At 58.3% G+C, this 12,968-nt stretch carries 12 protein-coding genes and 1 tRNA gene; 9 read left to right on the top strand and 4 right to left on the bottom strand.

What is annotated here, in order from left to right:
- From PQG80_RS07000 to PQG80_RS07015, 4 genes are all read right to left on the bottom strand, one after another.
- Positions 1 to 1,077, bottom strand: coding sequence for a Ger(x)C family spore germination protein (locus PQG80_RS07000; protein ID WP_271750538.1), 1,077 nt, complete (start codon positions 1,075 to 1,077; stop codon positions 1 to 3).
- Positions 1,074 to 2,159 (bottom strand): GerAB/ArcD/ProY family transporter, encoded by a 1,086-nt coding sequence (locus PQG80_RS07005; protein WP_271750539.1) that lies wholly within the window; start codon positions 2,157 to 2,159, stop codon positions 1,074 to 1,076. Before PQG80_RS07005 ends, PQG80_RS07000 begins: the two co-directional genes overlap by 4 nt.
- The gene (locus PQG80_RS07010; RefSeq protein WP_271750540.1) at positions 2,152 to 3,480 is read right to left on the bottom strand and encodes a spore germination protein; all 1,329 of its coding nucleotides are present in this window, start codon (positions 3,478 to 3,480) and stop codon (positions 2,152 to 2,154) included. Before PQG80_RS07010 ends, PQG80_RS07005 begins: the two co-directional genes overlap by 8 nt.
- A gap of 103 nt (positions 3,481 to 3,583) precedes the next feature.
- Entirely contained in the window at positions 3,584 to 4,729 is a 1,146-nt protein-coding gene (locus tag PQG80_RS07015; protein WP_271750541.1) for a polysaccharide deacetylase family protein, read from the bottom strand.
- A 172-nt stretch (positions 4,730 to 4,901) separates the two neighbouring features.
- On the opposite strand from PQG80_RS07015, the gene PQG80_RS07020 reads away from it, so the two are divergent.
- From PQG80_RS07020 to PQG80_RS07060, 9 genes are all read left to right on the top strand, one after another.
- Positions 4,902 to 4,989 (top strand) — tRNA-Leu (locus tag PQG80_RS07020).
- Between the two features lie 157 nt (positions 4,990 to 5,146).
- Entirely contained in the window at positions 5,147 to 6,058 is a 912-nt protein-coding gene (locus tag PQG80_RS07025) for a Crp/Fnr family transcriptional regulator (protein ID WP_271750542.1), read from the top strand.
- Between the two features lie 165 nt (positions 6,059 to 6,223).
- Complete coding sequence (locus PQG80_RS07030; protein WP_271750901.1) at positions 6,224 to 7,093, top strand: aminoglycoside 6-adenylyltransferase; 870 nt, start codon at positions 6,224 to 6,226, stop codon at positions 7,091 to 7,093.
- A gap of 105 nt (positions 7,094 to 7,198) precedes the next feature.
- The gene (locus PQG80_RS07035) at positions 7,199 to 8,272 is read left to right on the top strand and encodes a D-alanyl-D-alanine carboxypeptidase family protein (protein ID WP_271750544.1); all 1,074 of its coding nucleotides are present in this window, start codon (positions 7,199 to 7,201) and stop codon (positions 8,270 to 8,272) included.
- Between the two features lie 42 nt (positions 8,273 to 8,314).
- Entirely contained in the window at positions 8,315 to 9,013 is a 699-nt protein-coding gene (locus PQG80_RS07040) for a response regulator transcription factor (RefSeq protein WP_271750545.1), read from the top strand.
- On the top strand, positions 9,006 to 10,094 hold the full coding sequence (locus PQG80_RS07045) for a HAMP domain-containing sensor histidine kinase (RefSeq protein ID WP_271750546.1): 1,089 nt from the start codon (positions 9,006 to 9,008) through the stop codon (positions 10,092 to 10,094). The genes PQG80_RS07040 and PQG80_RS07045 overlap by 8 nt, the downstream gene beginning before the upstream one ends.
- A 342-nt stretch (positions 10,095 to 10,436) precedes the next feature.
- Complete coding sequence (locus PQG80_RS07050; RefSeq protein WP_271750547.1) at positions 10,437 to 10,646, top strand: hypothetical protein; 210 nt, start codon at positions 10,437 to 10,439, stop codon at positions 10,644 to 10,646.
- 49 nt (positions 10,647 to 10,695) lie between these two features.
- Positions 10,696 to 11,697: a metal ABC transporter substrate-binding protein gene (locus tag PQG80_RS07055; protein ID WP_271750548.1), complete on the top strand. Its 1,002-nt coding sequence runs from the start codon at positions 10,696 to 10,698 to the stop codon at positions 11,695 to 11,697.
- 305 nt (positions 11,698 to 12,002) lie between these two features.
- Positions 12,003 to 12,968: a metal ABC transporter solute-binding protein, Zn/Mn family gene (locus PQG80_RS07060; protein WP_271750549.1), complete on the top strand. Its 966-nt coding sequence runs from the start codon at positions 12,003 to 12,005 to the stop codon at positions 12,966 to 12,968.

Here is a 12,968-nt window from a genome sequence, read left to right on the forward strand (position 1 = left end):
TCAGACGTCTATTTTCAACAGGCCCTCATCCTGGATGACGACATGGACCTTGAAGTTGATTTTCATGAACGGGTAATACTTCGATCTCCAGTGTTGCAGGTCGGCGCGGGACATTTCATCGCGGAATAGCTGCCCTAAACCTAAGATATCGGCTTCTTTGGCTTGAGCGGACCGGAGCATGCCGTTGAAGCGCATCGATAGCTGCTTGTCGATTTCCTTCTTGATCTGGGCCTCGGTCGGGGTGCCGACGGTTTCGACGACGGTCACCTTCAAGTGCAACCGGCTGTTTAAGACCGCTTGGCCTGCATGCATCTCGCTCGTCGTGTTCAACCGGTCGGATACGATTTTTACCGTCGCATGGTCCATGACCTCGATTTTGCCTTGCGTGCCCGAACCCTTGAACAAATTGTACAGCAGAGACTCCTCCGAGTTGATGTCGCCTACCATCTTGCCGTTTTTGATAACGGCCCCGCCGGGACTCTCGATGGTTGTCGTGCGACCCGGCTTGATGATCGGAATGACGACGTCCCGCGTGTAAGAATCCATGCTCCGGAACACTTCCCAGATTCGCGTTTGCACGACCTCGGGCGACCATCCCGCGTTTTTTTCAAAAAAGTCGTATACCTCCGTGCCGCCGCTTCCCGATGATGCCTCCAGCTTCTCGAAGAGCGGCTCTAGCGCGCCTTCGCTGATGGCGGTGAACGTTTTATTGGGGATGTCCTTGGAGCGCATGAAGCTCTCTACGCTCTGATCCAATCCTTTTTCCGCAATAGAACGTTCGAAGACGATCACCTTCAGATGCAACAGGTCGACTTTGTATTCCATGTTTTTGTTGATTTCGTCCAGGATCTCATTGATGGTATTTCCGGAACCCGAGACGATTTTTGCTTTTGCTTCGCTTGGACTCACTTCAGGGATGAGCAGGAGCACTTTATAGGCGCGGTCGACTTGCTTGACGCCCATCACGATCGGCAGAGAGCGATGGTTAATGTCTTTGATATCCCAGCAACCGCTTAGGACAGGGGTCCATGCCACGATTGAAGCGAACAGGGCCATTCGGAGGACGCATTTTCTCATGGGCGAACGGCTCCTTTCCGGCGTTGGCGCATGCCGATCGCGAGCGTGAGAAGCGGGATGACGAGGGCAGCGTAAAAACGCAATAGGGTGTTCCACCAGAGCATTTTCTCCAAGGTGTTCCAGCTGGGCACGAGCAGACATACGACAAACACCAGTCCCGCCAAAACCAAGACCGCGCTCTTTGTTCTAAAAGCCGGAAAGCCGCGTTTAAGCAGCAGCATGGTGTTCCACATGACAAGGGACAAAAACAATATGACGAAGCATAAAAGACTGATCATGAAAAACATCGTGACTCTGTCGAACATCAGCCAGCTGATGTCCACCGTATCCACCGCCATGATGAAGGGAAAAGGAAACCGCGACGAGGTATTCTCGCCAAAAGTCATGAGCGGCACGTAAACCGATATCAGAAAAAAAGGGAGCAACGCAAAGCTTACCTTGACGATCTTGCCGCGCCGGTAAGGGACATCAGGCGGGATAAAGCCCAAAAACAAGAATCCGCCTACAAAGGCGAACAAGCTTTTTAAGAACGAGGGGTGATAGACGAACGACAGGGAGGCGGTCTTGCGATCCATCAGCGGAAGCATGTAATGCCAGTCCGCGTTTTGAAACGACAATACAATGACCAGCAGCAGAAAAGGAAAAAACAAAATGGCGATCAGCATGCCCGTTCTAAAAATCGCCTCGATGCCAGTCAAGGAAATCGCGGTGCTGACCGCGAGAAAAAGCAGCATGATCGTCGAGATGGGCGTGTCGCTCAGAAAGATCACGGTAGCGATCTCGGCGTAGGCGCGGGTCGTGATGATGATGACGACGATAAAATAAACGGCAAGAGGGAGCAGCGCGACGAAGGCGAAGGCTTTTCCTACGCCTTGAAAAAGGTCGACGACGTTTTGAGGCGCGCCATAGCTTAAGCCTTTCGTATAAACGGCGACCAAGGCGATATGTAACATAAACCCCAATAACACGGCGCTCCAGTGACCGACCGAGAGGGCGGAAATGATGTCGACCGGATACAGGAAAAAAATGAGGCCTAGGTGCGTGATCAGATACATGACGATCACCTGACGGCTTTTATCCATGGCGGCCTCCTGTTTTCCAGCGAGTTAAGTAAGGGATGCCGAAGGTGCTGACATGCCCGAGGTACGCGCAGATGATGACCATGCCCACGAACAGGCCCAACACGCCGAACATGGCCGACAGAACCAACAGCAGATATTTATAGAGGCGAAGAGCCGTCGCATTTTGAAATCCGATGATCGTGAAGTTGGCGATCGTCGTCGCGGCCAAAATAATGATGAGAATGTTGCTGACCAGCTTGGCGTCGACGACGGCCTGTCCCAGGATAATGCCGCCTACCATTGTCATGGTCGGTCCGATCGTCTTGGGCAGCCGGATGGCGGATTCCAGCGTCAGTTCAATGATCACCAGCAGCAGCAGCGTTTCGACCAGCGCCGGGTATGGTACCCCTTCGCGGCTCCCGGCGATCGACAGCGCGATCTCGATCCGCAGTACCTCGGGATTCACCGCCACGAGCGCCACGTATAGCCCCGGCAGCAGCACGTTCGCAAGTAGGCCGAGAATGCGCAGGATCTGAAAGGATACTCTGAATACGGTCGGGAAATTGCGATCATTCTGCGTAACGAACAAATCGGACAGCAAACTCGGGAGCACCACGGCAAACGGAAACCGGTCGAGAAGCAGCACGACTTTGCCGCTCTCGAGCGCGGAGGCGGCTTCCTGGGGAAGTTCGGTCGTATTGAAACGGGAGATCAACGACCATTTCGAAAATCCAAGCAATTCGGATAAGGCTTGCAGATCGGGGATGTCCTTGTCCGGAAGGGACTCGAGTTTATTCGAGATCGATTCCAGAAGGCGGTCGTGGTTCTGCCCCTCCATATGCAAGAGTACGGACCGTCTGCGCTGATTTTTACCGAGCATGTAGGACCGTATGCGCAGCTTTTCCGAGAGTGAATGCTTTTTGACGAGTCCGATATTCGTGTCGAGATCCTCGTTGAAGGCGCTGATCGCCCCCCGCAGCACGTTCTCGGTCGTCGGAGATTCGATAGCCCGGGACAGCGTCCGGCTGACGGGAACGATCCGGATGCAACGATCCGCCTCATCAGAGAAAATCAGCAAGTCGCCCTCGGCGATCGCGTCCAGCAACGCTTGCTCATCCGGGTTCTGCATAGCAACGCCGAGTCCGCTATCCAGGGCGAACAGGGGATGGTCGGAAGCGACGTCGTTCTGCGCGAGCTGCCTAAGCACGATCATCGTCTGCGGCATATCGATCAAGGAAGTATAACCGGCCAGCGTGACCGTGCGATCGGACAAGCGCATCGGGGTCAAGAACAGATCCGAATCCAATTCCTGTCTCGACTTCAAGCATTCCAGCAAATTCATGGGTCACGCCCCTCGCGCGATATTTTTCCATTATCCCCGGTATGCGACGAGGTAAACGCGCGAGGCAAAAAAGAGGATCGGACAAATGGGCGGCGCCGATAGGTCAGCCGCCCGGCGCGTGACCGGCAGGGTCCGATGCCGATCTGCGGCGCCTGAACAGGGCGATACCGACGTAAAGCCATGCCGCCGAAGCGGCTGCCGCAGCAGCCAGCGACAGGACGGCGATGCGCTTGTAGAGCGGCGAACGGTCGAAGTGCGCATGCCCGAGCCTGCGCTCCGCTTGCTTCATGAGGGCCAGCTGAAGCTCGGGATCGTTATTCATGCCGCCGGCGTTCAACCGGAACCCGTTCGTCTGCCCGTATTTGTTTAAGCCGCTTTTTACGGTCAGCGTCACGTCGATGCCGAGGTTGCGGCAGACCCGGAGCAGCGGCTTGGAGAAAGCGCCATAGGGAAAGGCGAGCACGCGGTTGTCTTCGCCGAGCTCCTGCCGCAGCACGTCATTGGCTTGCCGCAGATCTGCATCTACCCGCGCTTCGTATTCCGCTTCGGTCTCCCTGCGTCCGAGGCTCTTCAGATAAAGCCGGCTGGACAGCGCGGATGCCTGGCGTTTGCCCAACGCGTCCGTAGGACCGTAATCATGAAGATCGTACGTATGGCTGAAAAAGTCGACGCCGCTGCGGTGCATTTCTTTCACCTGTTTCCAATTAAGCTTGTTCACCCCCGGTTTCTCCGGATGGCCGACCGTGCCGACGATCAGGAAGCTGGAGGCGGGAGCGCCGTATTTAACCAGCAGCGGATAGGCGTACTGATAGAAGGAGGCATAGCCGTCGTCGAAGGTCAGCAGCACCGCGTTTTCCGGTACGGGACGGCCGTGAAGAATGAAGTCGCGATATTGGCTCATCGTGATCCAGTGAAAGTGGTTGTCCTTCATCAGCTGAAGCTGGCGTTCGAATTTGCGCGCGGACAGCGAGCGTACGTCCGTAGGCGCAGAGGTGACATCGTGATACATAAGCACGAGCACGCGATCATGGTAATAATGCCCGTCCGGCTCGGCCGTGCCGGCCTTCAAGCCCGGATAGGACGAATAGTCGGCATCGGAAGGCTCGCCGTCCCGGGATTCGCCGCCGTAGAACATGCGTTGCAGGATGGGGAATCGGCTGTGGTACGCTTGAATAAAAAATATATTGAATATCGCGATCGACAGAATCAGGACGGCCGACAGCGCGATAAATCTCGTTTTTAGGCTCATGCAGCTTCTCCTCGCGCAACCGGCCGTTCGCGATCGCTAGCCGGCTAATGGGGTACCCGTATAAGACGACAAAGCCGCTGGATAAGTTACCGAAAAAAAGCTTTACATTTATCCGATCAACCTATATAATCTAATTTATCGTCTTGCGAGAGAAATTGAACAAGATAGATATGCGGTCGTGGCGGAATTGGCAGACGCGCTGGATTCAGGTTCCAGTGGGCTAACCCCCCGTGGAGGTTCGAGTCCTCTCGACCGCACCACCATTCATACGAACAGGCTTCCATCTGCATTGCGCAGACCGGGAGCCTTTTTATGTTCTCTAGTTATAGGCGATTGGCGGCCATGCTGGGCGGCATTCACCTTTCGGCCGCATTCTCCGATAAATAGGCTATATGAGACGATAGAGGTGACGCAGTCGTGGCGGTATTTAGGGTCGACCATGTGCAGGCCGGCATGAAAGTCGGGGTCGATATCTTCTCGGACGGCGGCATCAAGCTGCTGGCGAGGGGCATGGCGATCACGGACCAGCATATTCAGATGCTGAGGAGCCACAAGATCCGGGAGATCGACATCGACGGGGAGACGCTCCCCGATGCTCAGTTGAACAAGGCCCGCCAGCTTGATCCGAACGAACAGGCCCGAGAAGAGAAGGCGAAGTTCGGCCAGCTGATCAAGCATATTCCGCTGTTCTCGAGCCTTGCGCCCGAGCATATCGCGCTGCTCGCGGAGCGGCTGGTGAAGCGGGAGCAGGACGCCCAGACGATTCTGTTCCACGAGAACGATCCGGGCGATTCCTTTTTCGTCGTGCTGTCGGGCACGGTCAAGATCTACAAGACGAGTCCGGAAGGCGACGAGAAGATACTGGCCGTGTTCAACGCAGGAGACAGCTTCGGCGAGCTGTCGCTGATCGACGGCAAGCCGCGGTCCGCGACCGCGCAGACGCTGGAGAATACGGAGCTGGTCGTCATGTCTAGGGAGCATTTTCTGGATATGCTGAAGAGTCACTTCGACCTGAACCTCGTGATCATGGCGGAGATCGTACAGCGCATGCGCGACACCAACGATCAGGTATCGGATCTGATGTTTTTCGACGTGCGGACGAGGGTCATCAAGAGCCTGGTCAAGCTCGCGAACCGGTTCGGCGAGCGGAGCGATCACACGATCGTGGTCAAGATGCCGCTGGACCGGCACGAGCTGTCCCAGATGGCGGGCGTGAAGATCAAGGAGCTAAGCGAGGTGCTCTACGATCTGGAGGATCGGCAGCTCGTCAAGATGTACGCGAGCTACTTCGAGCTCAACCTCATTAAGCTGCGCTCGCTGCTCCGTTAACGGCGCGATGCGTCCTGATGGGGTGCGCGCGTTTGCTCGCGCCCTGCATGAGAAGACCGCAGCCGGAAGACCGGCTTGTGCGGTCTTTCTTTTTGTACGAAAATAAAAGAAAGCGGGCGTTCAACCGCCTCTGGATGCACAGGAAGGAGCCGCCTTGCTATGGAGATGCGGACCGAACAAGAAATGATGGCGCTGATCCTCGGGATCGCGCGGGCGGACGAGAGAATCCGGGCGGTCTGCATGAACGGCTCCCGGACGAACCCGAATGCGCCTCGCGACCGGTTCCAGGATTACGACATCGTATACCTGGTCACGGAGATGAATTCCTTTATAGGCCGTCCCGGCTGGATTGACGCGTTCGGCGAGCGGATCATTCTGCAGAAGCCCGACGATAACGCGCTGTTCCCGCCGGGACCCGGCGACCGCTATGCCTATCTGATGCAATTCAAGGACGGCAACCGGATCGACCTCAGGCTAAGTCCTGTCTCCCGGGCGGCGGAATACGCCGCCGAGGACAAGCTGACCGTCGTCCTGCTCGACAAGGACGGGCTGCTGCCCGCGCTGCCTGCGCCGACCGACGAGGATTACCGGGTCCGTCTCCCCGATGCGCCCCGGTTCGCCGGCTGCTGCAACGAGTTCTGGTGGGTGTCGACGTACGTCGCCAAAGGACTGTGGAGACGGGAGACGCTCTATGCGCTCGACCATCTGAATCTGTACGTGCGGCCGATGCTGATCCGGATGCTGGAGTGGCGGGTCGGCATCGATACGGACGGCGGCGTCGGCATCGGCAAAAACGCGAAGTATCTCGAGCGGTATCTCCCGGCAGACCGCTGGCAGGCGCTGCTGGACACCTATCCGCGAGGGACGGAAGCGGAGATCTGGCAGGCGCTGCGGACGATGGGGCGGCTGTTCCGGGAGACCGCGCTCGAGGTGGCGGAGCGGCTGGGGTTCGCATACGACGGGAAGGAAGACCGGCTCGTGACGGCATACCTGGCGTCCGTGGAGCGGTTGCCCCGGCCGGAGACGGAGCGTTGAGACGGAGCGCTGAAGGGATTTAAGAAATATTTAATATCCGCCCGCCGGTTTGTTTAAAATGTTTGTCCTATTCTGAATTCCTGGAATAGGAGGAGGACCGAAACCATGAAATCGAGACTATTGCTGCTGCTGTTCATTATCGGAATCGTCTGCGCGTCCATCGAGCACAAGGCCGATCTCGTTCGCGCCGCGGACACGATCCTGGGCCATCCGCCGCGATCGCATACGGAAATCGCCGGTGCCGACGGCAGCGCCCTTGCAGCGCCGGAGACCTCAACGGCAGGCGCGGAGGATTCCGCGGCTGCCGGCACGGGAGCTCCTGAAGCATTGCCTTCAGGGGACGAGCGGGCGCCGAGCGAAGACGACGCGGCCGCGAGCGAACGCTTGGTCCTCGCAGCCGCCCGCCTGCACAGCAGCCATGCCATCCTCGTCCGACTGGACGACGGACGGGTTCTGATGGACAAGAACATCGAGGAGCGCGTGTATCCCGCTTCGCTCACGAAGATCATGACGGCGATCGTCGCGATCGAGCGCATCCCCGATCTGACGGAGACCGTCAAGTTGGCGCCGGACATGTTCGATACGCTGCGGGCGCAGAACGCCTCGATGGCGGGCTTCCTGCCCGGCGAGCGGGTGTCCGCGATCGACCTGCTGTACGGCGCGATGCTCCCCTCGGGCGCGGACGCCAGCGTCGGTCTCGCGACCCGCGTCGCGGGCTCGGAGGCGAAGTTCGCGGCGCTCATGAACAAGAAGGCGAAGTCGCTGGGCATGTCGGGCACGCACTTCGTGAACGCGACGGGACTGCACGATCCCGATCATTATACGACGGTGCGGGATCTCTCCGTACTGCTCGCCTATGCGCTGAAGAACGAGACGTTCCGCCAGGTGTTTACCGCCTCCCGCCACGCGACGGATCCGACGGACCTGCATCCGGACGGCATCACGCTGCGCAGCTCGATGTTCAAGGAGCTGGGCGAATCCGGCCTGGCCGGCGAAGAGATCGTGGGCGGCAAGACGGGCTATACCGAGAAAGCGGGGCTGTGCCTCGCCAGCCTGGGCCGACTGGACGGCAAGGAGTATATTCTCGTCACGACCGGCGCCAAGGGCGACCGCAAGTCGGAGGCATACGATATCGCGGATGCGGTCAGCGTCTACGGCGAATTAGGCAACGCGCTGTGAGATCCGCTACAATGAGGGTTATGAAGGAGGGGGAGCACGTACATGAACCCCGTCACCATATTGATCGCGGACGACGAGAAGGAGATCGCAGACCTAATCTCGCTGCATCTGCAGAAGGAAGGCTACCGGATCCTGCTTGCGCACGACGGCAAGGAAGCGGTCCGGGCGATCGAGACGCAGGCGGTCGATCTCGCCGTCCTGGACATCATGATGCCCGAGCTCGACGGCTTCGAGGTGGTCAGGCAGATCCGCGAGCGGCACCGGCTGCCGGTCCTGTTCGTGAGCGCCAAGACGTCGGACTTCGACAAGATCTCGGGGCTCGTCATCGGAGCGGACGATTATATGACCAAGCCGTTTAATCCGATGGAGCTGGTCGCGCGCGTGCAGGCGCTGCTGCGGCGCTCCACGCGACTTAATCAGTCGCGGGCGGACGAGCCCGTGACGATCGAATCGGGCGGGCTCGCGATCATTCCGGACCAGCGCCGCGTGAGCATTTACGGCGAACCGATCGAGCTCACGCCCAAGGAATTCGACATCCTGTGCCTGCTCGCGAGCCACCCCCGCAAGGTGTTCGGCGTGGAGCAGATTTTCCAGCAGGTATGGGGAGAGGCCTACTACGAGGTCGGCAACAACACGGTCATGGTCCATATCCGGACGCTGCGCAAGAAGCTCGGCGAGGACAACAACAAAGACAAGTGGATCAAGACGATCTGGGGAGTGGGATATACGTTTAATGGCTAACGGCATCAGCTTCCGGTCCAAGATGATACTGTTGCTCGGACTCAGCATGCTGACGTCCGGCGTTATTACGTATCTCGTTTATAAAGGCTTGCAGTCTTATTATCGCCGCAATGCATATTACGGGGATTCTTTGAACGTATTCCGCAACCTGATGCGCAACATCGGCGATATCAACGTGTTCCTGATCATATTCATCCCGCTGTCCGTGCTGTTTTTCTTCTTGTACACGAAGCCCTACGCCACGTACTTCAACCGGATATCGAGCGGCATCCACCGGCTGGCCGTCGGCGACTTCGACACGCCGGTCCGCATCTCCTCGCAGGACGAGTTCCAGACGATCGCGGAGGACATCAATATGGCGAGCGACAAGCTGCGCGAAGCGATCGCGCGCGGAGACTTCGCGGAGACGAGCAAGGACCAGCTGGTGCTCAATCTCGCGCACGACCTGCGTACGCCGCTCACCTCCGTGATCGGCTACCTCAATTATATTCTTCAAGCCGAGGACCTGACGGACGACCAAGTCCGGCATTTTACGTCGATCGCGTATACCAAATCCCAGCGGCTCGAGAAGCTAATCGACGAATTGTTCGAGATCACGCGCATGAATTACGGCATGCTGCCGGTCAAGCGCGAGCCGATCAACCTCGGCCAGCTGCTCGTTCAGCTGGGGGAGGAGCTGTACCCGATCTTGGAGAAAAACGGGCTGACGCTTCGTTCGGAAGTGATCCCCGACCTGAATATACTGGGCGACGGCGAGCTGCTCGCGCGGGTATTCGAGAATCTGCTGAGCAATGCCGCCCGCTACGGCGCGGATGGCCGGTATATCGACGTTCGGGGCGAATGGGACGGCGAGGAGGCGGTGATCCGGGTCGACAACTACGGGGATTCCATACCCGAGGAGGAGCTGCCGCATCTGTTCGAGATGTTCTTCACGGGCGACCGCGCGCGGGTGCAGCGGGAGGGCGGCACGGGCATCGGACTATATATCGTTAAAAATATCGTGGAGCGTCATAACGGCACGGTCGAAGCGGAGAGCGGACCTGTGCTGACGCGGTTCACGGTGCGGCTGCCAAAGGCGTGAGTGGAATGTCCGCGGCCTGAGATAAGCGCTTGGGGCACTAACGCGCTGGCGGGACTCGGCCCGAGGCCGGAGATAAGCGCATCTGGGCACTAACGTGCCCGCGCGACCCGGCCCGGGGCCGGGGATAAGCGCATTGGGGCACTAACGCGCGTGCGCGACCCGGCCCGGGGCCGGAGATAAGCGCATTGGGGCACTAACGCGCGTGCGCGACCCGGCCCGGGGCCGGAGATAAGCGCATTTGGGCACTAACGTGCCCGCGCGACCCGGCCCGAGGCCGGAGTTAAGCGCATATGGGCACTAACGCCCCCGCGCGACCCGGCCCGAGGCCGGAGATAAGCGCATTTGGGCACTAACGTGCCCGCGCGACCCGGCCCGGAGATAAGTGCATCAGGTGCGTTAGTGCCCAAAGAAGTGGTTGCCACGGAAGAAGACTCCGGTTCGCGAATGATAGAAATAGATTTTGAAGCTAAAATTCCGCTTGCGTTGTTTAAACGTAATAATTACAATATAGTAGCGGACGTGATGAGCTTACATAGTAGCGTTTCTTTTTAATCTCGATACCGTAATAATTACGAATAAAAGAAAGCGGGGAATCATGATCATGAACAAGAGTATGAAAAAAACGCTAGCCCTCACCGCAAGCTTGGCGCTGCTTCTGTCTGCTTGCGGGAATGACGGAGAGTCCGGAGATGGGGGCGGATCGGGCGCCAAACTGCAAGTCGTGACGACTTTTTACCCCATGTACGAATTCAGCAGACAGGTGGCGGGCGATCTCGCGGACGTCGTTGCGCTGGTCCCGGCGGGGGCGGAGCCGCACGATTGGGAGCCGAGCGCGCAGGATATGGCTAAGGTGAAGGATGCGGATCTGTTCGTCTACAACGGGATCGTCGAAGGCTGGGTCGACGCGGCGCTCTCAAGCGCGCCTAGCGACAAGCGCGTCGTCGTGCGGGCGAGCGAAGGGCTGACTACGCTGGAGGGTACGCCTGAGGCGGAGGAAGGCGAAGGGGCGCATGAGCATGCGGAGGAAGAGCACGCGGACGGAGAGCATGCAGAGGAAGAGCACGCGGAAGGAGAACATGCGGAGGATCCGCACGTCTGGCTGGACCCGGGTTTGGCGCAGCGGGAGGTGGCGGCGATCGAGGCGGCATTCGAGAAGGCGGACCCGTCCAACAAAGAGACCTACAAGCGTAACGCCGATGCCTATATCGCCGAATTGAAGGCGTTGGACGAGGCTTACCGGACAGGGCTGCAGGATATGAAAACGAAGCAATTCGTGACGCAGCATGCGGCTTTCGGTTATTTGGCGCATGCTTATGGCCTCGAGCAGGTGCCGATCGCCGGACTGTCGCCCGAGCAGGAGCCTTCGCCCGGAAAGATGGCCGAGATCGTCGAGTTCGCGAAGGCGCATAACGTTAAGACGATCTTCTTCGAGACGCTGGTCGATCCCCAGGTCGCGCGGACCGTAGCTGAGGAGATCGGCGCGGTGACGGACGTGCTGAATCCGCTGGAAGGCCTGACGGACGAGGAGAAGCAGGCCGGGCTGGATTATATCGGCATTATGAAAAACAATTTGGAGGCTCTGAAGAAGGCTTTGAACGCGTAATCGGACTGTCGCGGAAATAGCGCATGCGAAACGGGATGAGGCAGAGTAATATCTGCTTCATCCCGTTTTGCGTTCGTGAACCAAAGCGGGGACGCATGCCCAAGCGGCTCTCATTTGGAGCTGCTTTTGGAGACTGGCCCATTAGGCGAAACGGTAATTAACAGGACGACCCGCTCTAAAAAAACATTGACAAATTGCCCTATGGTAATTATTTTGTATATAACAATAAAAGTTTCTCAAGGGAAACAAAGTTGTTGTCGTACAAGTAGAGAGAGGACCATTCATAACATTCGAGGAGGACCGCAATGCTGAGCAAAAGGCTGGAAAGAGCAGGACTGATCGCGATGTTCCTGATACTGACGCTGCTGATCAACACGGCATGCGCAAGCGGCGGAAACGGCGACAAAGTCAGTAACGGCGAAAGCGCGGGCAAGATACGGATCGTCACGACGATCGCGCAGATCGCGGAGCCGCTCTCCGTCATCGGCGGCGACAAGGTCGAGGTCAAGAGCCTGATGGGGCCTGGCGTGGATCCCCATCTCTACGCGGCGACGCAAGGCGACATCAAGAAGCTGGAGAGCGGCGATATGGTGTTCTACAGCGGCCTCCATCTCGAGGCCAACATGGTCAAGGTATTCGAGCAGATCGGCAAAAACAGGCCGGTGCTGGCGATCGGGGAAGCGATCCCGAAGGAGCGGCTGCTCCAGGATCCCAAAGGCGCGACCGATCCTCATATCTGGTTCGACATCGACTTGTGGAAGCTGGCCCTCGGGGCCGCGACGGACGAACTCAAGAAATATTCGGAGGCGGACGCCGCCTATTTTGAAGCGAACAAAGTCCGGTACTTCGAGCGCTTGGACGCGCTTAAGGCCGATGCGACCCAGAAGCTCGCCGAGATTCCGGAGGAGAAGCGGGTGCTCGTCACCGCGCATGACGCCTTCGGTTACTTCGGACGCATGCTGGGGCTTCAGGTGGTGGGCCTTCAGGGGCTCAGCACGGAAGACGAGATCGGGCTGTCCGACATCGAGAAAACGATCGAACTGCTCGTCGAGCATGGCGTGCCGGCGGTATTCGTGGAGAGCAGCATCAATCCCGCGTCCATCGAGGCCGTCATCGAAGGCGCGAAGAAGCGCGGAATGCCGGTCGAGTTGGGCGGTCAGCTGTACTCGGACGCGATGGGCGCCGCGGATTCGGAGGAAGGCACGTATCTGGGCATGTACCGTCATAACGTGAACACGATTCACGAGGCGCTGGCCTCGAAGGAGGGATGA

Source organism: Cohnella rhizoplanae (genome assembly GCF_948329515.1).
GTDB lineage: Bacteria > Bacillota > Bacilli > Paenibacillales > Paenibacillaceae > Cohnella > Cohnella rhizoplanae.